The sequence below is a fragment of the Pseudomonas sp. GW822-FHT04C11 genome, assembly GCF_058800905.1.
The window spans coordinates 77,105-98,244 of record NZ_JBXAMS010000018.1 but is presented as its reverse complement, the minus strand read 5'-3'; the positions used below and the strand labels follow the sequence as shown (position 1 = coordinate 98,244).

Annotated in this window: 19 protein-coding genes and 1 tRNA gene; 15 read left to right on the top strand and 5 right to left on the bottom strand. The window is 59.0% G+C overall.

Going from position 1 to position 21,140, the window contains the following annotated elements; genetic code table 11:
- Window positions 1-187 precede the first annotated feature (187 nt).
- A tRNA-Arg gene (locus AC1RJ3_RS24650) sits at window positions 188-264 on the bottom strand.
- Between the two features lie 349 nt (window positions 265-613).
- On the opposite strand from AC1RJ3_RS24650, the gene gabD reads away from it, so the two are divergent.
- The 3 genes from gabD to AC1RJ3_RS24635 all read left to right on the top strand — a co-directional run bounded on the left by gabD (window position 614) and on the right by AC1RJ3_RS24635 (window position 4,861).
- Window positions 614-2,056: an NADP-dependent succinate-semialdehyde dehydrogenase gene (gene gabD, locus AC1RJ3_RS24645; RefSeq protein WP_054595050.1), complete on the top strand. Its 1,443-nt coding sequence runs from the start codon at window positions 614-616 to the stop codon at window positions 2,054-2,056.
- 176 nt (window positions 2,057-2,232) lie between these two features.
- Window positions 2,233-3,510 (top strand): 4-aminobutyrate--2-oxoglutarate transaminase, encoded by a 1,278-nt coding sequence (gene gabT, locus AC1RJ3_RS24640; RefSeq protein ID WP_493080997.1) that lies wholly within the window; start codon window positions 2,233-2,235, stop codon window positions 3,508-3,510.
- Between the two features lie 136 nt (window positions 3,511-3,646).
- Window positions 3,647-4,861 carry a response regulator gene (locus AC1RJ3_RS24635; protein ID WP_054595052.1) on the top strand — a complete coding sequence of 405 codons (1,215 nt, stop codon included), beginning with the start codon at window positions 3,647-3,649 and terminating at the stop codon, window positions 4,859-4,861.
- Between the two features lie 130 nt (window positions 4,862-4,991).
- On the opposite strand, the gene AC1RJ3_RS24630 is transcribed toward AC1RJ3_RS24635, so the two are convergent.
- Window positions 4,992-5,981, bottom strand: a complete 990-nt coding sequence (locus AC1RJ3_RS24630) for a GGDEF domain-containing protein (RefSeq protein ID WP_493080995.1) — start codon at window positions 5,979-5,981, stop codon at window positions 4,992-4,994.
- Window positions 5,982-6,226: 245 nt separating this feature from the next.
- On the bottom strand, window positions 6,227-7,405 hold the full coding sequence (gene desA, locus AC1RJ3_RS24625) for a delta-9 fatty acid desaturase DesA (protein ID WP_493080993.1): 1,179 nt from the start codon (window positions 7,403-7,405) through the stop codon (window positions 6,227-6,229).
- Window positions 7,406-7,553: 148 nt separating this feature from the next.
- Between desA and dibA the strand changes: the two genes are divergently transcribed.
- The 6 genes from dibA to AC1RJ3_RS24595 all read left to right on the top strand — a co-directional run bounded on the left by dibA (window position 7,554) and on the right by AC1RJ3_RS24595 (window position 13,832).
- Complete coding sequence (gene dibA / locus AC1RJ3_RS24620) at window positions 7,554-9,473, top strand: phosphodiesterase DibA (protein ID WP_493080991.1); 1,920 nt, start codon at window positions 7,554-7,556, stop codon at window positions 9,471-9,473.
- Between the two features lie 318 nt (window positions 9,474-9,791).
- A complete protein-coding gene (gene oscA / locus AC1RJ3_RS24615; protein ID WP_007941032.1) occupies window positions 9,792-9,974 on the top strand; it encodes a sulfur starvation response protein OscA in 183 nt (60 codons plus the stop codon).
- A 75-nt stretch (window positions 9,975-10,049) separates the two neighbouring features.
- Entirely contained in the window at window positions 10,050-11,063 is a 1,014-nt protein-coding gene (locus AC1RJ3_RS24610; protein WP_493080989.1) for a sulfate ABC transporter substrate-binding protein, read from the top strand.
- Between the two features lie 71 nt (window positions 11,064-11,134).
- A complete protein-coding gene (gene cysT / locus AC1RJ3_RS24605; protein ID WP_054595057.1) occupies window positions 11,135-11,953 on the top strand; it encodes a sulfate ABC transporter permease subunit CysT in 819 nt (272 codons plus the stop codon).
- Between the two features lie 13 nt (window positions 11,954-11,966).
- Window positions 11,967-12,839: a sulfate ABC transporter permease subunit CysW gene (gene cysW, locus AC1RJ3_RS24600; RefSeq protein ID WP_054595058.1), complete on the top strand. Its 873-nt coding sequence runs from the start codon at window positions 11,967-11,969 to the stop codon at window positions 12,837-12,839.
- A 3-nt stretch (window positions 12,840-12,842) separates the two neighbouring features.
- Window positions 12,843-13,832 (top strand): sulfate/molybdate ABC transporter ATP-binding protein, encoded by a 990-nt coding sequence (locus AC1RJ3_RS24595; protein WP_054595059.1) that lies wholly within the window; start codon window positions 12,843-12,845, stop codon window positions 13,830-13,832.
- Window positions 13,833-14,027: 195 nt separating this feature from the next.
- Here AC1RJ3_RS24595 and AC1RJ3_RS24590 read toward each other — a convergent pair whose 3' ends face one another.
- Window positions 14,028-14,552 (bottom strand): Mpo1 family 2-hydroxy fatty acid dioxygenase, encoded by a 525-nt coding sequence (locus tag AC1RJ3_RS24590; protein WP_103319443.1) that lies wholly within the window; start codon window positions 14,550-14,552, stop codon window positions 14,028-14,030.
- Between the two features lie 85 nt (window positions 14,553-14,637).
- Here AC1RJ3_RS24590 and AC1RJ3_RS24585 point away from each other — a divergent pair, with 85 nt between their 5' ends.
- Together AC1RJ3_RS24585 and AC1RJ3_RS24580 are read left to right on the top strand one after the other, a co-directional pair.
- A complete protein-coding gene (locus AC1RJ3_RS24585; RefSeq protein ID WP_103319441.1) occupies window positions 14,638-15,324 on the top strand; it encodes a Crp/Fnr family transcriptional regulator in 687 nt (228 codons plus the stop codon).
- Between the two features lie 88 nt (window positions 15,325-15,412).
- Entirely contained in the window at window positions 15,413-15,778 is a 366-nt protein-coding gene (locus AC1RJ3_RS24580; RefSeq protein ID WP_054595062.1) for a response regulator, read from the top strand.
- 147 nt (window positions 15,779-15,925) lie between these two features.
- Here the strand turns inward: AC1RJ3_RS24580 and AC1RJ3_RS24575 are convergent, their stop codons facing one another.
- A complete protein-coding gene (locus tag AC1RJ3_RS24575) occupies window positions 15,926-16,930 on the bottom strand; it encodes an AraC family transcriptional regulator (protein ID WP_054595063.1) in 1,005 nt (334 codons plus the stop codon).
- Between the two features lie 100 nt (window positions 16,931-17,030).
- Between AC1RJ3_RS24575 and AC1RJ3_RS24570 the strand changes: the two genes are divergently transcribed.
- From AC1RJ3_RS24570 to AC1RJ3_RS24555, 4 genes are all read left to right on the top strand, one after another.
- Window positions 17,031-18,104 carry a fatty acid desaturase gene (locus AC1RJ3_RS24570; protein ID WP_493080984.1) on the top strand — a complete coding sequence of 358 codons (1,074 nt, stop codon included), beginning with the start codon at window positions 17,031-17,033 and terminating at the stop codon, window positions 18,102-18,104.
- Window positions 18,105-18,563: 459 nt separating this feature from the next.
- Window positions 18,564-19,145, top strand: coding sequence for an alpha/beta hydrolase (locus AC1RJ3_RS24565; RefSeq protein WP_103320512.1), 582 nt, complete (start codon window positions 18,564-18,566; stop codon window positions 19,143-19,145).
- Window positions 19,146-19,201: 56 nt separating this feature from the next.
- Window positions 19,202-20,137, top strand: a complete 936-nt coding sequence (locus AC1RJ3_RS24560; RefSeq protein ID WP_493080982.1) for a sigma 54-interacting transcriptional regulator — start codon at window positions 19,202-19,204, stop codon at window positions 20,135-20,137.
- Window positions 20,138-20,339: 202 nt separating this feature from the next.
- Entirely contained in the window at window positions 20,340-21,122 is a 783-nt protein-coding gene (locus tag AC1RJ3_RS24555; protein ID WP_054595067.1) for a MetQ/NlpA family ABC transporter substrate-binding protein, read from the top strand.
- Window positions 21,123-21,140: the final 18 nt, after the last annotated feature.

Below are 21,140 nucleotides of genomic sequence, written 5' to 3'. Positions count from 1 at the left end.
TTGGGCTGGATAGCCCTTGTGATGGATTTGCGCTTCCCACTGATACTCGCCGCGATTCCTGATTGTTGCCTTTTCGACCATTCCCGCCACCGTGTGAGTGCGGCAAGCTTGTGGCAAAAACGACGTTCAGGACCAGGACAGGTTTTTATCAGGAGCGCTATTCCCTTGTCATACAAGGGAAAGAAGATGGTGCACCAGGCGGGATTCGAACCCACGACCCCTGCCTTCGGAGGGCAGTACTCTATCCAGCTGAGCTACTGGTGCAATGCGGGCGCCATGATACTCATATGCGCTGCGGGCGTCCATGCTGCTGAATAGCCTGATGTTTCGCGCCCGCCGAGCGGGTGTTTACTACGTTGATCAGAAAAATATGGCAAATGCGGCGTTTTCGTTCTTTTTTTCGAACAGCCTATTGTCCTTTACCCCCTTTGATCCTAGGATTCGTTTGAGATTTCAAACGCTCTTGTCTGGGTGCTGAACCGCACGAGCTTCAATAGTGCGCTATTTATGTGCTTCAGCCCGGTGAATGATTTCCCTGACGGCAGCCTTCAAGGCGCCTTTCTACAATCATAATTTGCTCCGCGCGTGCGCGGTGCTGTTAAGGAAAGCCGACATGCAGCTTAAAGACACCCTGTTGTTCCGCCAGCAAGCCTTCATTGATGGCGCCTGGGTCGATGCGGACAATGGTCAGACGATCAACGTCACCAACCCGGCAACGGGCGAAATTCTGGGCACCGTGCCGAAAATGGGCGCTGCCGAAACCCGCCGTGCCATCGAAGCCGCTGACAAAGCGCTGCCGGCCTGGCGTGCACTGACCGCCAAAGAGCGCGCGAACAAGCTGCGTCGCTGGTTCGAACTGATCATTGAGAACCAGGACGACCTGGCTCGCCTGATGACTCTGGAGCAGGGCAAGCCATTGGCCGAAGCCAAGGGCGAAATCGTTTACGCCGCATCCTTCATCGAATGGTTCGCCGAAGAAGCCAAGCGCATCTACGGTGACGTGATTCCGGGCCACCAGCCAGACAAGCGCCTGATCGTGATCAAGCAGCCAATCGGCGTGACCGCTGCAATCACTCCGTGGAACTTCCCGGCTGCCATGATCACCCGTAAAGCCGGCCCGGCCCTGGCCGCTGGCTGCACCATGGTGCTCAAGCCTGCTTCGCAAACGCCTTACTCGGCCTTCGCCCTGGCTGAGCTGGCCCAGCGTGCCGGTATCCCGAAAGGCGTGCTGAGTGTTGTAACCGGCAGCGCCGGCGACATCGGCAGCGAGCTGACCAGCAACCCGATCGTGCGCAAGCTGTCCTTCACCGGCTCGACCGAAATCGGTCGTCAGTTGATGGCTGAATGCGCCAAGGACATCAAGAAAGTTTCCCTGGAACTGGGCGGCAACGCACCGTTCATCGTGTTCGACGACGCGGACCTGGATAAGGCCGTCGAAGGCGCGATCATTTCCAAATACCGCAACAACGGCCAGACCTGCGTCTGTGCCAACCGTTTGTACATTCAGGATTCGGTGTACGACGCGTTCGCTGAAAAACTCAAAGTGGCCGTGGCCAAACTGAAGATCGGCAACGGTCTGGAAGAAGGCACCACCACTGGCCCGTTGATCGACGGCAAAGCCGTGGCCAAGGTTCAGGAGCACATTGCTGATGCCCTGAGCAAAGGCGCGACCCTGCTGGCCGGTGGCAAGGTGATGGAAGGCAACTTCTTCGAGCCGACCATCCTGACCAACGTGCCGAAAAGCGCTGCTGTGGCCAAGGAAGAAACCTTCGGTCCATTGGCGCCACTGTTCCGCTTCAAAGACGAAGCCGAAGTGATCGCGATGTCGAACGACACCGAGTTCGGCCTGGCCTCGTACTTCTATGCGCGTGACCTGGGCCGTGTGTTCCGTGTGGCTGAAGCCCTGGAATACGGCATGGTCGGCGTCAACACCGGGTTGATCTCCAACGAAGTCGCGCCGTTCGGCGGCATCAAGGCCTCGGGCCTGGGCCGTGAAGGCTCCAAGTACGGCATCGAAGATTACCTGGAAATCAAATACCTCTGCCTGGGCATCTGATCGGGTAAGGAATTAAACGCAAAGGGCACGAGAGCGCTGTCCCTTTGCGGGCTTCAAACGTTATTTCTCGGTGGCCGGGAAAGCTGTGGCAGTCGATCATCGCATGCTGCCGTAGTTGCCTCCCCGCCACGTATTCCTTGGACCACGCCGCCCGATGAGCGGTGAATGAGGACTTTATGAGCAAGACCAACGCATCCCTGATGAAACGCCGTGAAGCCGCTGTACCACGCGGTGTTGGCCAGATTCACCCGATCTTCGCCGACCATGCGAAGAACGCCACCGTGACCGACGTTGAAGGTCGCGAGTTCATCGACTTCGCCGGCGGTATCGCCGTGCTGAACACCGGTCACCTGCACCCGAAAGTCATCGCAGCCGTGACCGAGCAGCTGAACAAGCTGACTCACACCTGCTTCCAGGTGCTGGCTTACGAACCGTACGTAGAACTGTGCGAAAAAATCAACGCCAAGGTTCCAGGTGATTTCGCCAAGAAGACCCTGCTGGTGACCACCGGCTCCGAAGCTGTGGAAAACTCCATCAAGATCGCTCGTGCCGCCACCGGCCGTGCCGGCGTGATCGCCTTCACCGGTGCGTACCACGGTCGCACCATGATGACCCTGGGCCTGACCGGTAAAGTCGTGCCTTACTCGGCCGGCATGGGTCTGATGCCAGGCGGTATCTTCCGTGCGCTGTACCCGAACGAACTGCATGGCGTGAGCGTCGACGATTCGATCGCCAGCATCGAGCGTATCTTCAAGAACGACGCCGAGCCACGTGACATCGCTGCAATCATCATCGAGCCGGTTCAGGGCGAAGGTGGTTTCTACGTCGCTCCTAAAGAGTTCATGAAGCGTCTGCGTGCCCTGTGCGACCAGCACGGCATCCTGTTGATCGCTGACGAAGTACAAACCGGCGCTGGTCGTACCGGTACCTTCTTCGCCATGGAACAGATGGGCGTTGCAGCCGACCTGACCACCTTCGCCAAATCCATCGCTGGCGGCTTCCCGCTGGCCGGTGTGTGCGGCAAGGCTGAATACATGGACGCCATCGCTCCAGGCGGCCTGGGCGGCACTTACGCCGGTAGCCCGATCGCTTGCGCCGCTGCGCTGGCGGTGATGGAAGTGTTCGAAGAAGAGCACCTGCTGGATCGCTGCAAAGCGGTTGGCGAGCGTCTGGTTACTGGCCTCAAGGCCATCCAGGCCAAGTACCCGGTGATCGGTGAAGTGCGTGCCCTGGGCGCGATGATCGCGGTTGAACTGTTCGAAAACGGCGACAGCCACAAGCCTAACGCCGCCGCTGTCGCCAAAGTCGTGGCCAAGGCGCGCGACAAGGGTCTGATCCTGCTGTCGTGCGGCACTTACGGCAACGTGTTGCGTGTACTGGTGCCGCTGACTGCACCGGACGAGCAACTGGATAAAGGTCTGGCGATCATGGAAGAGTGCTTCTCCGAGCTCTGATTGCGCAGTGTGACCTGATCGACAAAAAACCCGCTTCGGCGGGTTTTTTTTGTCACTTGAAACACATCGGCGGCTTTTGCGCTGTATCGAATGGCCAGCATTGTCTAAGGTGCAAGCATTGCCTCGGAGTGAACTGATGACCGCTGTTGATTTACCGGCTGTACCGCGAGTGCTGATCGCCGAGGCTGACCCTTGGTCTCGAGACCTGCTCAAGCAGGTGTTGCTGCACGTGCGCTGCGATGCGCGGCTGGATCTGTGTGCTGATGGCCAGCAGGCGCTGGAGTTGTTGAGTGAAAATCCTTATGACCTGGTGATTGCCGATTGGGAGCTTTCCGGTGTCGATGGCCTGGGCTTGCTGCGTAGCGTGCGTCAGCGGCGGCGTAACCCGGTGTTGCCGTTCATTCTGATGAGCAGCCGCAACGACAGCGCCAGCGTGCGCGAGGTATTGCCGCTGGCCCCGACGGCCTATCTGACCAAGCCCCTGAACATGGAAGGTCTGACTCAGCGCCTGCAGGATTTGCTCCTGAGCGCCGGCCAGACGGTTTCCTGTGACGTTCCGGCGCTGGCGCCCGGCATGACCTTGTCGACCTTCCTTGAGCGTCGGCGTGAGTTGGCGGACGGCGCGCCGTTGCTCACCGACGTGCAACTGGCAGTCAAGCGCAGCCTGAACCCCAATGGCCTCGATCTGAAGCTGCTGGAAGAAGAAGTGCGCACTGACCCACAGATCACTGCGGTGCTGATCGCCGCCGCCAACAGCGCCTCGCAGCACCTTGGCGACACGGTGCAGACCGTGTCCCAGGCCTTGCATCGCCTGGGCACCGGACAAAGCATGAACCTGATCGTTGGCCTGGCCCTCAAGCGCAGTGCGAAGCTGAGTGATCCGTGCCTGGCCGATTACGCCGAGCGCTACTGGGAGCTGTCACTGCACACCGCAGAATACGGACGGAGCCTGGCGCGCTTGCTTGATCTCGATCAGGAGCGTTGCTATTGCGCCGGCATGCTCCATCGTCTCGGCGATCTGGCGCTGTTGCGTTGCTTGCAGGAGTGGAAACAGGCGGGGGGCGAACTGGACGAGCTGGAAGAGGTCGGCGACGCATTGGCTGAATTTGGCGCGGCCTATGGTTCGGCGTTGCGTACTCGCTGGCGGCTTCCGTTGGAGTTGCGAGAGCTGATTGCGGCGGTCTATCAGCTCGGTGGCGGGGTGTATTCCCGTGAAGCGCTGGTGATGAACCTGGCGGCGCAACTCGCTCGCCTGACCGAGCATGAAGGCGTTGAAGAACTGGCCAAAAGCCGAACGGCGCGCCTGCTCAAAATCGGCCTGCCGGAACTGATGCGCTTGCGCAAAAAATGAACCCGATCCGAACCCTGTAGGAGCAAGGCTTGCCCGCGATTGCATCACCGCGGTGTATCTGCAAGACCGAGGCGCCCCAATCGCGGGCAAGCCTTGCTCCTACGGATCGGTGTTGTTCAAGCCATTGGGGTCAGCCGGAGATAATGCGGTTCTTGCCCTGGCGTTTGGCTCTGTACATTGCGGCGTCGGCGCGGGCGTACAGGCTGTCGATGGCTGCATCTTCTGCCGTGAGGCTGGTCAGGCCCAGGCTGACGGTGATAGCGAAGGTCTGCCCGTCATGGCTGAAACTCAAACGCTGGATTTCCCGTTGCAGGCGCTCGGCGACTTGCCTCGCCATCTCTGGCGCGCAGCCAGGGAATACCGCTGCAAACTCTTCACCGCCAATGCGCCCGAACAGGTCACCACGGCGCAATGCGGCGCGTCCGCATTCGGCGAGTTGTTGCAGCACTTGATCGCCTTGCTGATGGCCGTACGTGTCGTTGATGAGTTTGAAGTCATCGATATCCAGCAACAGAAACGCCAGCGGTGAACCTTGCAGGCGGGCCTGTTCGAACTCGTGGCTGGCGCATTCGAAGAAGTGTCGACGGTTGCTGCTTTGGGTCAGCACATCAGTGGTGGCGAGGCGTTGCAGCTCGGTTTCCAGCTGCTTCTTTTCGGTAATGTCCTCGGCGAAGCCGACTACGATCAGCGGTTGCCCGGGTTCGGCCTGACGATTGATGAAGCACTTGTCGCTGAGCCAGCGCACTTGGCCGTCGGCGGCGAAGATTCGGTATTCGCGGTCTTCAACTGCGCCTTTTTCCAGCACTTGGGCAAGGCTGCGTTCGGCATAGTCCAGATCGTCCGGGTAAACGCTGTCGCGCCATTGATGATAGTCAGCCAGCAGCAGGCCGGCCGAGCGACCGAAAATCCGTTCATAGGCCGGGCTGACATACAGCACCTGACGCGTTTCCCAGTTGAAAGCCCAGAGAACGGCATTGACGCTGACCAGCAACGAACTGAACAACTGTTCACGCTCGCTCAGGCGCGCGACTTCGCCTTGGGCATGCATCAAGGCCATCAGGGTTTGCGCGGCCTCGGGCCACTGTGGGTAGGGTAGGTCTTCCAGGTTCTTATTGACCATCGGCACAACTCTCAAAGGGCGTGCCGCAAGTTCGATAGCGGCCACAACAAAGCCCGCCTGGATGGCGAAGTGCTCTTTGAGATAGGGGATTTGAAGCTTAGTTCCCGCTTTTTGTGGCGAGGGAGCGTGCTCCCGCTGGGCGGTATACCGCCCGAATCTGGCGACTGCGTTTTGTCAGTTAAAACGTGTCGCCAAGATTGCGAATGCTCTGTATTCGAGCGCGAGCAAGCTCGCTCGCCACAGGGTCAGGCGGGGCGCAGAGAGTAGGTTTTCAACTGGTGGGCGAAGTCGCGCAGCGATTGAATACCGCTGGCTTCGGCTTCGTGGACCCAGTCCTTGATGGCCGCCAGCATGTCGTGGCCATTTGAGCTGGTCTTGATCCAGATCTGCTGCAAGGCCAGGCGCTTCTCGTAAATTACCTTCAGTGCGTGGCTGTGCTCGAGCATGGTCTGGATGCGCACATGGTGCTTGTCATCCAGCAGGCTGGTTTCTCGCGAGAGCAGGCGCTTGGCGCGATGGAATTGGTGGCGAACCGAATGGTCGACCTTTTCCAGCTCTTGCTTGACCAGCGGGCCGATCACCAGCTTGCGGTACTGGGCCATGATCTGGAAGCGGTTGTTGAGGATCGCCATGGCGGTGTCCATGTCCAGGCTGCCTTTGCCTTCGACACGGTGGGCGATCGGTGCAACCCGCTGAACCTTGGCCAGGCGCAGGAAGCTGAAGACCTGGATCCACGCCCAGCCGAGGTCGAATTCCCACTTCTTCACCGACAGTTTTGCCGAGTTAGGGTAGGTGTGATGGTTGTTATGCAGTTCTTCACCACCGATCAGAATGCCCCAGGGCACTAGATTGGTCGCCGCATCACGGCATTCGAAGTTGCGGTAGCCAACGGCATGGCCCAGGCCATTGACCACGCCAGCGGCCCAGACCGGGATCCACATCATCTGGATCGCCCAGATGGTGATGCCGTTAGTGCCGAACAGCAGCAGGTCGATGACGGCCATGATCGCCACACCCAGCAGCGGATAACGGCTGTAGAGGTTGCGTTCGATCCAGTCTTCAGGGCAGTTCTTGCCGTAAATGCGCAGGGTTTCGGGGTTCTCCGCTTCGGCGCGGTACAGCTCGGCACCTTTGCGCAAGACCGTGGACAGGCCTTTGATCACCGGGCTGTGCGGGTCGTCGACGGTTTCGCATTTGGCGTGATGCTTGCGGTGGATGGCAGTCCACTCGCGGGTGTTCTGCGCCGTGGTCAGCCACAGCCAGAAGCGGAAAAAGTGTTTCAGGCCGGCATTGAGCTCAAGGGAGCGATGGGCTGAATAACGATGCAGATAAACCGTGACGCCCACGATGGTGATGTGGGTCATTAACAGGGTGACTGCCACCAGTTGCCAGGGCGACAAGCCGAGTAAACCTTCGTACCACATAGGCTGTATGGCCCTCGATAAAGAAAAAAACAGCTGGCGCATTATCACTCAGCACACAGATAAAACCAGTCGCCCTTTCAGATAAGAGTGGCTGGATGTTTCTTTAATCTATAATTCCAACCTTTTTTGTAAGGCCATGGACGACCGAATGTCTGCTTCTTATCGCGATGCCTTGCGTGCAGCGCTGCTCTACCTGGTGTTTTCTGTCGTTTGGCTGAAATTCACTGGTTATTTATTAACCAATTTATTCGATGAATCCGCAGATCTTCAGCAATGGCAACTGATCAACGGTTATGTCTGGGTGGTGCTTAGCGCTGGGTTTATCTTCACCGCCCGGGCTCGTTTGCTGTGTTTTCTCGGAGTCGGCGCCAAATTACGCCAGCGAAACGAAGATCGCGCACGATTGCGCCAGGCGCAGGCGGTGTTCGATTGCACGCGAGAAGGGGTATTGGTCACTGACCGCCAGGGGGTGATCGTCCACGTCAATCGGGCCTTTATGGACATCACCGGTTATCAGGCCGAAGAGGTGTTGGGCCAGAGGCCCAGCCTGTTCAAGTCCGGTCATCATCCGCCGGATTTCTATCAAGTGATGTTCGAGAGTCTGAAACGTACCCGCGAATGGAGCGGCGAGATCTGGAACCGGCGCAAAAGCGGTGAAATTTATCCGCAATGGCAGACCATCCGGGTCATTCACGATGACCATAGCCAGCTCAGCCACTATGTGGCGGTGTTTTCCGACATCAGCGCGATCAAGAACTCCGAGCACGAACTCGCGCATCTGGCGCACCACGACCCGCTGACCGACCTGCCCAATCGTTTGCTGTTCAGTGATCGCGTGGAGCAGGCGCTGGCGTCGGCGCAGATCCACAAGCGTGGGTGTGCGTTGCTGATGATTGATCTGGACCATTTCAAGATGATCAACGACAGCCTTGGGCATAACGTTGGCGATCAACTGCTCAAAGCGACGGCGGTGCGCCTGCAAGGCCTGTTTGGCCCCGGTGTTACGCTGGCGCGGTTGGGTGGCGACGAGTTTGCCGTGTTGGCCGAGAACTGTCCGCAAGTGGTGCAGGCTGCCGCGTTGGCGCAGCGGATCATTGAGGGCCTGAAAGAGCCGTTTTTCATCGTGGCTCACCCGTTGTTCATCAACGCCAGTGTCGGTATCAGCCTGTTCCCCAGCGACGCGCTGAGCGCCGAACAATTGCTGCGCAATGCTGATTCGGCGTTGTTCAAGGCCAAGAGTTCGGGGCGCGACGGTTATGCCTTGTACACCGAGGAGTTGACTGCCCACGCCCAGCACCGGGTCGAGATGGCCTTCGAATTGCGCCGCGCGCTGGAGCAGCAGGAGTTGCGGGTGTACTACCAGCCGGTGCACGACCTCACGACCCGCCGTTTGATCGGCGTTGAAGCGCTGGTTCGCTGGCAGCATCCACAGCGGGGGCTGGTGCCGCCGGGTGAGTTCATTCCGATTGCCGAACGCACCGGGTTGATCGCCGAGATTGATGCCTGGGTGATGCAACAGGCCTGTCAGCAGATGTGTGCCTGGCAGAACGCCGGGGTGGTGTTGTCATTTGTTGCGGTGAACGTTTCCACCCGCCTGTTTGCCCGGCGCGAACTGTTTGAGCGGGTTGCCCAAGTGCTGCACGACACGGGACTGGACCCGGCGTGCCTGGAGCTGGAAGTGACCGAAAGCGCAGTGATGGACGATCCGGAAGTCGCGCTGGAACAAATGCACCGCTTACGCGAACTGGGCGTGCGGCTGGCCATCGATGACTTTGGTACCGGTTATTCATCGTTGCTGCGACTTAAGCGTCTGCCAGTGCAGAAACTCAAGATCGATCAGGGCTTTGTCGCTGGCCTGCCGTTGGATGAGGACGATGCGGCGATCGTTCGAGTGATCATCGCCCTCGCGCAAAGCATGGGCATGCAGGTACACGCCGAAGGCATCGAGCAGGTCGAGCAGGCGGCGTTTTTGCTCGAGCAGGGGTGCGATCTGGGCCAGGGCTACTGGTTTGGCCGACCGATGCCGGCTCATGAGCTGGACTGGACGCGAGCGCCGGTGATTCGGTAAACACCGCGCTCTTGTGGCGAGGGGGCTTGCCCCCGTTGGGCTGCGCAGCAGTCCCGATATCAGCAGCCCGGTTCTTTCAGACATATCGCGTGTTCCGATTTTACGGCTGCTTCGCACCCGAACGGGGGCAAGCCCCCTCGCCACAGAGGCTGCGAAATTTTCAAAATCTGCAAATCCTTGTCCTGCCAGTTAATGTCTTTCAGTTATATAAACATTCTTAAATAGTATTTTTAAGAATATCTGCGTCTATCTACTATTGCCCTCACGCCGTAAGCAGTGCCGCCACTGCCAGGCACATCTCATTGAAGGAGCAGCACCATGAGCGCATCTCTACGTAGCGTTGACGGCCAGGACGAAGCAACCATTTTGCGCGAGATCCAGAGCGCACTGCGCGATCTGCGCTTTGGGGCAGTAGAAATCACCGTGCACAACGCCCAGGTAGTTCAGATCGAACGCAAAGAGAAATTCCGTTTGCAGAACCCAGGCAACAAGCCGAGCTGAAGTACTACTCAACGGGCAACCCGATTCCGGAAAACCATAAGAACAGCCAACACAAAAGAATTCAGGAGCTGCACCATGTCGTCGATTCGCCGTTACGCTTTGGCCGCTCTGGCCAGCGCTATTTTTACAGGTTCCGCGGTTGCCAAGGATTACGAACTGCTCAACGTGTCGTACGACCCGACCCGCGAGCTGTATCAGGATTACAACGCCGAGTTCATCAACTTCTGGAAGAAAGAGCACGCTGGCGACAACGTGAAGATCCAGCAATCCCATGGTGGTTCGGGCAAACAGGGCCGGGCGGTGATCGATGGCCTGCGGGCCGACGTGGTGACCCTGGCCCTGGCCGGTGACATCGACGAAATCGCCAAACTCGGCAAAACCCTGCCGGCCGACTGGCAAAAGCGCCTGCCGGACGCCAGCACGCCGTACACCTCGACCATCGTGTTCCTGGTGCGCAAGGGCAACCCCAAAGGCATCAAGGACTGGGGCGACCTGACCAAAAACGGTGTTGAAGTCATCACCCCGAACCCGAAAACCTCCGGCGGTGCGCGCTGGAACTTCCTCGCGGCCTGGGCCTATGGCCTGAAAGCCAACGGCGGTAACGAAGCCAAGGCCAAAGAGTACGTGCAAACGCTGTTCAAGCATGTCCCGGTACTCGACACAGGCGCTCGCGGTTCGACCATTACCTTCGTCAACAATGGTCAGGGTGACGTGTTGCTGGCCTGGGAAAACGAAGCCTTCCTGGCGCTGAAAGAACAGGGCGGCGCTGACAAGTTCGACATCGTCGTGCCTTCGCTGTCGATTCTCGCCGAACCGCCCGTAGCGGTCGTCGACAAGAACGCCGAGAAGAAGGGCAACCAGCAGATCGCCGAAGCCTACCTCAAGCACCTGTACAGCCCGGCTGGTCAGGAAATTGCTGCGAAAAACTTCTACCGCCCGCGTGACAAGGACGTGGCCGCCAAGTACGCCAAACAGTTCCCGACCCTGGAGCTGGTGACCATCGACAAGGATTTTGGTGGCTGGAAATCCGCCCAGCCGAAATTCTTCAATGACGGTGGCGTGTTCGACCAGATCTATCAGGCGCAGTAACCTGAAATAGATCGGCAAACGAGCCCCGAATTCACCGTCGGGGCTTTATGCATTCTCAACCAAGGACTTTTATGTCGCGTCGTATCTCCCCCGTCATACCCGGCTTCGGGCTGACGCTGGGCTACACCTTGGTGTACCTCAGTCTGATTGTGCTCATACCACTGGCGGCGATGTTCGTGCATGCCGCTCAACTCACCTGGGATCAGTTCTGGGCAATTATCTCGGCGCCACGGGTGCTGGCGGCATTGAAGCTCAGTTTCGGCACCGCGCTGTACGCCGCGATCATCAACGGCATCATCGGCACGTTGCTGGCCTGGGTGCTGGTGCGTTACACCTTCCCCGGACGCAAGATCATCGACGCGATGATCGATCTGCCGTTCGCATTGCCGACGGCCGTGGCCGGTATTGCGCTGACGGCGCTGTACACGCCGACCGGTCTGGTCGGGCAGTTCGCCGCGGACCTGGGGTTCAAGATCGCCTACACGCCGCTCGGAATCACGCTGGCGCTGACCTTCGTCACGCTGCCATTCGTGGTGCGTACGGTGCAGCCGGTACTGGCCGACATCCCGCGAGAGATCGAAGAGGCCGCCGCATGCCTGGGCGCCAAGCCGTTGCAGGTGTTCCGTTACATTCTGATGCCGGCGTTGCTGCCGGCGTGGCTGACCGGTTTTGCCCTGGCGTTTGCCCGTGGCGTCGGTGAGTACGGCTCGGTGATTTTCATCGCCGGCAACATGCCGATGAAAACCGAAATCCTGCCGCTGCTGATCATGGTCAAGCTCGACCAATACGACTACACCGGCGCTACCTCCATTGGCGTGCTGATGCTGGTGGTTTCCTTCGTCCTGTTGCTGCTGATCAACTTGTTGCAGCGGCGCATCGAAACCCCATAAGGAGGCGCGAAAAATGTCCCAATCGTCTATTGCCGCCGCGTCTTCGGCCAACGCCGCCCGTCGTGGCAGCGCTGTTTCTCGGCGAATTCTGATCGGCCTTGGCTGGCTGATTTTTGCGCTGTTCCTGCTGCTGCCGCTGTTCATCGTGGTGTCCCAAGGCTTGAAGCTGGGCCTCGGCGCATTTTTTACCGCGATCTTTGAGCCCGACGCCTTGTCGGCTCTGAAGCTAACCGTCATTGCGGTGCTGATTTCGGTGCCGTTGAACCTGGTGTTCGGCGTCAGCGCGGCCTGGTGCGTGAGCAAATACTCGTTCCGTGGCAAGAGCATGCTGGTGACCCTGATCGACTTGCCGTTCTCGGTATCGCCGGTGATCGCCGGTCTGGTCTACGTGCTGATGTTCGGTGCCCAGGGGATTTTTGGCCCGTGGCTGCAGGATCACGACATCCAGATCGTCTTCGCCTTGCCGGGCATCGTGCTGGCGACGATTTTCGTCACCGTGCCGTTTGTAGCGCGTGAGTTGATCCCGCTGATGCAGGAGCAGGGCACGCAAGAAGAGGAAGCCGCACGGCTGCTGGGTGCCAACGGCTGGCAGATGTTCTGGCACGTGACGGTGCCGAACATCAAGTGGGGCCTGATCTACGGCGTGGTGCTGTGTACCGCGCGGGCGATGGGTGAGTTCGGTGCGGTGTCGGTGGTGTCCGGGCACATTCGCGGGGTGACCAACACCCTGCCGCTGCACGTCGAGATCCTCTACAACGAATACAACCACGTTGCCGCGTTTGCCGTTGCGAGCCTGTTGCTGATCCTGGCGCTCTTCATCCTGCTGCTCAAGCAGTGGAGCGAAAACCGTATTAACCGCCTGCGCGCCAGCGCCGCGGAGGAATAAGTCATGTCGATCGAAGTCCGTAATGTCAGCAAGAACTTCAACGCGTTCAAGGCGCTGAACAGCATCAACCTGGACATCCAGAGCGGCGAGCTGGTGGCGTTGCTCGGTCCGTCCGGCTGCGGCAAAACCACTTTGCTGCGGATCATCGCCGGCCTGGAAACCCCGGACGCCGGCAGCATTGTGTTCCATGGTGAAGACGTCTCCGGCCACGACGTGCGTGATCGCAACGTCGGCTTTGTGTTCCAGCACTACGCCTTGTTCCGCCACATGACCGTGTTCGATAACGTCGCGTTTGGCCTGCGCATGAAGCCGAAAAACCAGCGTCCGAGCGAAAGCCAGATCGCGGTCAAAGTCCATGAGCTGCTGAACATGGTGCAACTGGATTGGCTGTCGGATCGCTACCCGGAACAACTGTCCGGCGGTCAGCGTCAGCGCATCGCCTTGGCCCGTGCCTTGGCGGTTGAGCCGAAAGTCTTGCTGCTCGACGAACCGTTCGGCGCGCTGGATGCCAAGGTTCGTAAAGAGCTGCGGCGCTGGTTGGCGCGACTGCACGAAGACATCAACCTGACCTCGGTGTTCGTGACCCACGACCAGGAAGAGGCGATGGAAGTGGCCGACCGCATCGTGGTGATGAACAAGGGCGTGATCGAGCAGATCGGTTCACCGGGTGACGTCTACGAAAACCCGGCCAGCGATTTCGTCTACCACTTCCTCGGCGATTCGAACCGCCTGCACCTGGGCGACGACAATCACGTGCTGTTCCGCCCTCATGAAGTGTCGCTGTCGCGCACCGAGCTTGCGGATCACCACGCGGCGCAAGTACGTGATATCCGCCCGCTGGGTGCGACCACCCGCATCACCTTGAAGGTCGAGGGCCAGAGCGAACTGATCGAAGCTGAAGTAGTGAAGGATCACGACAGCCTGACCGGCCTGGCCAAGGGCGAGACGCTGTTCTTCAAACCCAAGGTCTGGCAGAAAGTCGCCAACCTCTGAAAAATATCGCCGGCTTGCCTCTCCCACGGGGTCTGCACTGACCTGTGGCGAGGGAGCTTGCTCCCGTCGGCCGGTCCGCGTTCGGGCGCAGCAGTCGCAAAGCAGGCCACCTTGTCCTGCCTGGAAAACGCGATTGCTGGTTTTAGGACTGCTGTGCAGTCCAGCGGGAGCAAGTTCCCTCGCCACAAAAGCGTCTTATGCTGCTGCATTTTTGCGATTAATTCGCACCCCACCCGCCCGCGCCTCGATCTGCTCTTTGAGCTCATGCCGCAAGCCCAGCAAAAACCCCAGTTCGGCCACCACAAACAGCGGTCCGACGATCAACCCTGTCACATCATCGACAAACGCCGGTTTGCGTCCTTCGTAGTGATGGCCGACAAACTGGATCGCCCAGCCGACCACGAACATCGCAATGCCACTGCTCAACCAGAGCAGAGTGCTGTGCGCCGCGAGAATCTGGCCTAGCCAAACGGACAGGCCCAGCAGCACCGTCATCACCCCGCCAAGGCGTACTTCCAGGCGCAAATAGAACCACGCCGACGCCAGCGCCAATAGCACCGCCGGAGACAGCCAGAGCCCGGCCACCGGCCATCCTGGCCGTGACAGCAACACCGCGACGGCGACCACGATCAGTGGAATGCCAATGAAGTGGCTGGCGATGTTGCGCGGGTCACGGTGGTACGCGGCGTATTGACTGAGGTGGTCAACGAGGCTTTTCATTGTTATTCCTCCTGTAGGGATCTCGATCATGCCCTGCGGTCCGTCGTTGCTCTGTCAGCCAGACGACAATCATCTTGGAGTTTTCATGGATATGCAGGTCTGGCGGTCGCGCCTGATGAGTGGCCAATGGTTCAGCCATTTGCCGCCCTCGTTACAGGATAGTCTGCTGTCCCTGGCCCGCGTGCGGCGGTTGTCGCCGGGGCAACGGCTGTTCAAGCGCGGCGATCCACCGTGTGGTCTGTACGCGGTGCTCGAAGGTGCGATACGCGTGGGCGCCGTGAGTGAGCAGGGCAAGGAGGCGTTGTTAAGCCTGATCGAACCGCCGCACTGGTTCGGTGAAATCAGTCTGTTCGATGGCCAGCCGCGCACCCACGACGCCTATGGCGTGGGCCACTGCATTCTGTTGCACATACCGCAGGCAGCGCTGCTCACCTTGCTCGAAGAACAGCCGCACTATTGGCGACAGCTGGCCTTGCTGATGAGCCATAAATTGCGCCTGACGTTCATCAATCTCGAACAGTTGACCCTGTTGCCGGCCCCGGCCCGCGTGGCGCATCGCTTGCTGATGATTGCCGACGGCTACGGTGAGATCGAACCGGCACGGCGTACTTTGCAACTACCTCAGGAGCAGTTGGCGTTGCTGCTTTCGCTGTCGCGGCAGACCACCAACCAGATCCTCAAGGACCTGGAGAACCAGGGCATTCTCAACCTGAGTTATGGCGAGATAGAGATCCTCGATGCAGGTCGGTTGCGGGCGATGGCGAGCGTCTGAGTCGGCCGCCTCATCCGAAATAACCGTTAGTGATGGGCTTTGTGCACCAAGGCGCCTAGCCTGTGGTGATGATTATTCGAGGTGTGCCATGCGTTTGCTGTTAGTGGAAGACGAACCCGAGACCGCGAAGCTTCTGGCCCAAGGCCTGAGCGAAGCCAGTTATGCGGTGGATGTAGCGGACAACGGCATGGCCGGGCGACGCTTCATCGAAGCGGGTGAGTATGATCTGATCATTCTTGATGTGATGTTGCCCGGCCTCAACGGCTGGCAGCTGTTGCAACAGATCCGCCAGCTCGGTGCAACGCCGGTGCTGTTCCTGACCACTACGGATGGCATTGAAGACCGGCTGCGCGGGTTGGAGCTGCATGAGGATGACTATCTGCTCAAGCCGTTCGCCGTGAGCGAGCTGGTGGCGCGGGTGCGCAAGTTGCTGCGCCGTGATCGGGGGCGCTGAACCTTCTGTGGTGTCTGGGAAATTGCTATCGCGAGCAAGCTTTGCTCCTACGGATTTGTGGTGAAGCACAACGCTGGATCGACGTGAATCCGTAGGAGCAAGGCTTGCCCGCGATGAGGCCGGCAAAAGCGGCCAAATCCCGACGCTTTACCGCAACCCATCGCGAAACTGCCCCGGCGTCATCCCGGTCCAGCGTTTGAAGGCGCGGCTGAAGCTGCTGGAATCGGCGAATCCGAGCAGGTAGCTGATTTCGCTCAGCGAACATTGGGGGTCTCGCAAGTGCAGCAACGCCAGATTCTCACGACACTCATTGAGCAGCGTATCGAACCGGCAACCTTCGTCCGCCAGGTGCCGTTGCAGGCTGCGCAAACTCAAGTGCAAGGTCTCGGCGATACGTTCGGCGCTGGGTTCGCCTTCCGGCAGCTGTGCTTCGATGGCATCGAGCACCTTGCGCTCCCAGGTCAGCAGGCGCAGTTGCGTCAGGGCGCGCTTGAGTACGGTTTCGTTGTGTTCGGCGAGTTCCGGGTTGGCGTCATCCAGATGGCTTTCGAAGTCTTCGATGGAAAACTCCAGCCGGTCTTCATCAGCAGCAAAGAAGATCGGCGCGCGGAACACCGCGTGCCATTGTTTCGGGTCGGCCGGTTCCGGGCGACGCAGGTACACCGCCAGCGGCGCGTAGTCCCGGCCCAGACGGTTGCGACAGGTGCGCACGTAGATCGCGGCGAAGGCGTCGATTGCTTCCCGTGCTGGCGCCGGGCTGCCTTCGGGCACCTTGAGGGTGAAGCAATAACGATCTTCGCCACGGGTCAGTTCGAGGTCCAAGGCGTCGCTGATCACCTGGTGATACCGCACGATGCGCTCGAACACCTCACGCAGACTGCCGCTGGCCACCAACGCATAACCCAACGCGTGGAAGGTGGTTGGGCTGACGAATCGCGACACCCGCAAACCAATCGCCGGATCGCCGCTGACTTCGACCGCCAGCTCCCACAGTCGGGTCGTGGCCGATAACGGATAGCGGGCGTTCGGGTCGTCCATCAGTTGCGGGTCGAGCCCGGCTTGCAGGCACAGCGCGTTGCTGTCGAGGCCGAGGGCATCGAGTTGTTTGCGCAATGCGCGGGTCCAGCTGGCGAGGGAGGTGGGTTCAATCATGATGATTGGCGCTTCCGGTCAACAGGTTGGCGTTCACAGCTAACGCCCGAAGCAATCGCACAGGGCAGGATGCGAACATCAATAACTAAAGGATGGAAGCATGTACGGTACTTCTGCAAGTCCTCAACGCCTGAATGCACAACAACGATCTGCACACATTCGTGAAGTGGTGCTCGCCCGCGGTGTCGAACTGCGTAAGCGTTACCCGATTCTCGATCATCAGGACGCCTTGGGCGTGGGCATTCTGGCCTTCGCCCTGGCCGGGATGATTGGCTCGGCGGCGCTCTACATGACCGGGCATATGGCCTGGTGGGCGTGTTTGCTGCTGAATGCGTTTTTTGCCTCGCTGACCCATGAGCTGGAACACGACCTGATCCACAGCATGTATTTCCGCAAGCAACGCCTGCCGCACAACCTGATGATGGGCTTGGTCTGGCTGGCGCGGCCAAGCACCATCAACCCGTGGATCCGCCGTCATCTGCACCTCAACCACCACAAGGTGTCCGGCAGCGAAGCCGACATGGAAGAGCGTGCGATCACCAATGGCGAGCCGTGGGGTATCGCGCGTTTGCTGATGGTCGGCGACAACGTAATGTCGGCGTTTATCCGCATGCTGCGGGCCAAGACCTGGGCGCATAAATTCAGCATCATCAAGCGCTCTTTGAAAGTTTACGCGCCACTGGCGCTGGTGCACTGGGGTGCGTGGTACCTGTTTCTCGGTTTCCACGCGGCCAACGGCATTGCGTCTTTGCTGGGCTCCTCGGTGGAGTGGTCGGCGACCACGCTGTCGGTGATGCAGGTGATCGATATCGCCGCCGTGGTGATCATCGGCCCGAACGTGCTGCGCACCTTTTGCCTGCACTTCGTCAGCTCGAACATGCACTACTACGGCGATATCGAGCCGGGCAACGTGATCCAGCAGACCCAGGTGCTGAACCCATGGTGGATGTGGCCGTTGCAAGCGTTCTGCTTCAACTTCGGCAGCAGCCATGGCATCCATCATTTTGTGGTGAAGGAACCGTTTTATATCCGCCAGCTGACCGTCCCGGTGGCGCACAAGGTGATGCGCGAGATGGGGGTACGCTTCAATGATTTCGGTACGTTTGGACGGGCGAACCGGTTTGTGCGCAAGGCGCAGCAGACAACCGAAGCGGTTCAGGAAGCTCAAGCGTAGATCGTTCCAAAACGTGTTCCTCGACAGCTTTTTGATTTCGGGAGGGGCCGGAAGTGTTGATTTGTTTATTCTATATAGGTCTATATAAATGAAAAAAAAATTACTTTCGGAAATAAGTCATTGAGGCAATGATTCATCCATCGAAGCGATTGCGTGGGAGTGCCAGGCGCAGGCAGATCGATTCATCGAACCGCAACGTATCCGTGTTAAACATTTGAGGACTACCGAGCTGTCGGTGATGACCGCGCGGTACAAAATAGTGATTTCCGGGGCCGTCTCCTTGGCAGGGTGCGGCCCCTTTTTTTCTCGACAAAGCGCAGGCTCCTACATCTGGTCTCCGGTATCAGGTACCTATCGCATATTCTATTTACGTCTTAATAAATAGCTTCTTATTCCTTAACGAATATAAATCCTATCCCTATACTCGACCAGGAACAGACACGCACAGGAGAGCTCCCCATGCGCAACGAGTCAATTCGCTACCTGATTGTGCCGGGCTGGCAAGGATCGCCAGAGGATCATTGGCAAAGCCATTGGCAGAACAGTCTGCCGAACAGCGCACGGGTAGAGCAGGCCGATTGGCTGACGCCGCGCCGCGAGGATTGGGTCGCGGCGCTGGCCGAAGCGATTGATGCCGACAGCACGCCGGTGATCCTGATCGCCCACAGCCTGGGTTGCATCACCGTTGCCCATTGGGCGGCTACTGCGCCGTTGCAGGCATTGCGTCAGGTTCGCGGGGCCTTGCTGGTGGCGCCTGCCGACGTCGAGCGCCCAGCCTGTGTGCCTGCGTTGCGTAACTTTGCACCGATTCCGACGCACCTGCTGCCGTTCCCGAGCCAGGTGGTGAGCTCCGACAACGATGCCGCTGTCAGCGCTCCGCGGGCGCTTGAGTTGGCACGAAACTGGGGCGCCGAAGCGGGGATTCTGGCGGGTGCCGGGCACATCAATGTGAAGTCTGGCCACCATCGTTGGGAGCAGGGTTTTGCCTACCTGTATCGCCTGCAAAACCGCATGGAACATCACGCCCTGCGCCGCGCTTGAACCTCTTTATTATTTAAACGCCCCCGTCTCCTGGCGGTTCTGGGCGGGAGTCTGCCATGAGTTTGCATGAATCTTTCGGTCAGCCTTTGCTGACCTTTCCCGACGCTGAAAAAAGCCCGTTGAGCATTCGCGCCAAAGCGCTGGTGTTTGTCGACCCGCGTTCGCGGCAGCTGCGCCAGGAGCTGGAGCAACTGGCGCCGCGCTCGATCTCGGTGTTGATTCGCGGTGAAACCGGCAGCGGCAAAGAGCTGTTGGCACGGCACATTCACCGTGCCAGTGATCGCGGTGGTTTGTTCGTATCGGTCAACTGCGGCGCCATTAGCCCGACCTACGCCGATGCCGAGTTGTTCGGTTATGCCGGCGGCAGTTTCAGTGGTTCGGCCAGCAGTCGCGCTGGCTGGTTTGGTTCGGCCAATGGCGGCACGTTGTACCTGGATGAAATCGGCGATTTACCGTTGCCGATTCAGATCAAACTGCTCGCCGCGCTGGAGAATCACGAAGTCACCCGCGTCGGCGCGCAACAACCGAGCCCGGTGGATGTGCGCCTGGTGGCGGCGACCAGCATCGATCTGGCGCAAGCGGTGGCGGCTGGCAAATTTCATGAGCGGCTCTACCACTACCTCAGCGAAGGTCAGCTCGAATTGCCGGCCTTGCGTGAGCGAGTCGGTGACATTCAGTCATTGGCCGAGTATTTCCTCGGTATCTACAGCCAGCGCCTCAATCTGCCGGTACCGTTTATCAGCGACGCGGCCCAGCAGGTTCTGGAACGGCACAGCTGGCCGGGCAATACCCGTGAGCTGGAGAACGTCATTCACTTTGCGTTGCTGGTGAGCAGTGGCGAGGAAATAACGCCTGCGCATTTGAATTTGCCTCAGGTGGTTGCGCCATTGGAGTTGATCGAGCGAGAGGCAACGCAGCTCATCACCTCCGGTTCTGCCGGCGAGCGCGCAGCGCTTAAACGTTTGCTCGAAAACCTGACGCAAACCTTTTAACCCCCTGTGGCGAGGGAGCTTGCTCCCTCGCCACAGGAGTTAGGTGTCTTTTTTGTGTATGAACAAAATGGAATATGAAAGTGAATAAAAGATATTGTTCGGGAATAAAAAATCTCGGTATCGTCCGCACCACACCAGCGATAGCACGTCACTGGCATTTCATTTTTTAGCCGTTGTCGACAACGACAAATAAGGACACTGCATGAAAAAGGTTCTGTTGTTCACCGCATTGGCGGCTGCCCTGACTGCGGGCCTGGCCCAGGCTGGCGAAAAACTGGTGGTTGCCGCAACGCCGGTGCCGCACGCCGAGATCCTCGAACTGATCAAACCGACCCTCGCCAAAGAAGGCGTGGATCTGGAAATCAAGGTCTTCACCGACTACGTACAACCGAACGTGCAGGTCGATCAGAAGCGTCTGGACGCCAACTACTTCCAGACCCTGCCGTACCTGCAAAGCTTCAACGAAGGCAAAGGCACTCACCTGGTGACCGTGATCGGCGTCCACGTCGAACCGTTCGGCGGCTACTCGAAAAAGGTTAAAACCCTGGCTGAGCTGAAAGACGGCGCGACCATCGCTATCCCGAACGAAGGCAGCAACAGCGGCCGTGCGCTGATCCTGTTGCAGAAAGCCGGCCTGATCGAATTGAAAGACCCGAAAAACGCCCTGGCTACCCCGAAAGACATCGCCAAGAACCCGCACAACTTCAAGTTCAAGGAACTGGAATCGGCGATGCTGCCGCGTGTGCTGGATCAGGTCGACCTGGACATGATCAACACCAACTATGCGCTGGAAGCGGGTCTGAACCCGGCTAAGGACGCACTGGTGATCGAAGGTGCGGATTCGCCCTACGTGAACTTCCTGGTCGCGCGTCCAGACAATAAGGACAGCGTAGCGATGCAGAAACTGGCCAAGGCCCTGACCAGCCCTGAAGTGAAGGCATTCATTGCCAAGAAGTACAACGGCGCGGTACTGCCGGCGTTCTGATTGAGCGGTAAACCCCTT

Bases quoted from the DNA above. Each gene is read 5' to 3' on its own strand.
- gabD (WP_054595050.1), top strand. From the start codon at position 614: ATGCAGCTTAAAGACACCCTGTTGTTCCGCCAGCAAGCCTTCATTGAT.
- gabT (WP_493080997.1), top strand. From the start codon at position 2,233: ATGAGCAAGACCAACGCATCCCTGATGAAACGCCGTGAAGCCGCTGTA.
- AC1RJ3_RS24635 (WP_054595052.1), top strand. From the start codon at position 3,647: ATGACCGCTGTTGATTTACCGGCTGTACCGCGAGTGCTGATCGCCGAG.
- AC1RJ3_RS24630 (WP_493080995.1), bottom strand. From the start codon at position 5,981: ATGGTCAATAAGAACCTGGAAGACCTACCCTACCCACAGTGGCCCGAG.
- desA (WP_493080993.1), bottom strand. From the start codon at position 7,405: ATGTGGTACGAAGGTTTACTCGGCTTGTCGCCCTGGCAACTGGTGGCA.
- dibA (WP_493080991.1), top strand. From the start codon at position 7,554: ATGTCTGCTTCTTATCGCGATGCCTTGCGTGCAGCGCTGCTCTACCTG.
- oscA (WP_007941032.1), top strand. From the start codon at position 9,792: ATGAGCGCATCTCTACGTAGCGTTGACGGCCAGGACGAAGCAACCATT.
- AC1RJ3_RS24610 (WP_493080989.1), top strand. From the start codon at position 10,050: ATGTCGTCGATTCGCCGTTACGCTTTGGCCGCTCTGGCCAGCGCTATT.
- cysT (WP_054595057.1), top strand. From the start codon at position 11,135: ATGTCGCGTCGTATCTCCCCCGTCATACCCGGCTTCGGGCTGACGCTG.
- cysW (WP_054595058.1), top strand. From the start codon at position 11,967: ATGTCCCAATCGTCTATTGCCGCCGCGTCTTCGGCCAACGCCGCCCGT.
- AC1RJ3_RS24595 (WP_054595059.1), top strand. From the start codon at position 12,843: ATGTCGATCGAAGTCCGTAATGTCAGCAAGAACTTCAACGCGTTCAAG.
- AC1RJ3_RS24590 (WP_103319443.1), bottom strand. From the start codon at position 14,552: ATGAAAAGCCTCGTTGACCACCTCAGTCAATACGCCGCGTACCACCGT.
- AC1RJ3_RS24585 (WP_103319441.1), top strand. From the start codon at position 14,638: ATGGATATGCAGGTCTGGCGGTCGCGCCTGATGAGTGGCCAATGGTTC.
- AC1RJ3_RS24580 (WP_054595062.1), top strand. From the start codon at position 15,413: ATGCGTTTGCTGTTAGTGGAAGACGAACCCGAGACCGCGAAGCTTCTG.
- AC1RJ3_RS24575 (WP_054595063.1), bottom strand. From the start codon at position 16,930: ATGATTGAACCCACCTCCCTCGCCAGCTGGACCCGCGCATTGCGCAAA.
- AC1RJ3_RS24570 (WP_493080984.1), top strand. From the start codon at position 17,031: ATGTACGGTACTTCTGCAAGTCCTCAACGCCTGAATGCACAACAACGA.
- AC1RJ3_RS24565 (WP_103320512.1), top strand. From the start codon at position 18,564: ATGCGCAACGAGTCAATTCGCTACCTGATTGTGCCGGGCTGGCAAGGA.
- AC1RJ3_RS24560 (WP_493080982.1), top strand. From the start codon at position 19,202: ATGAGTTTGCATGAATCTTTCGGTCAGCCTTTGCTGACCTTTCCCGAC.
- AC1RJ3_RS24555 (WP_054595067.1), top strand. From the start codon at position 20,340: ATGAAAAAGGTTCTGTTGTTCACCGCATTGGCGGCTGCCCTGACTGCG.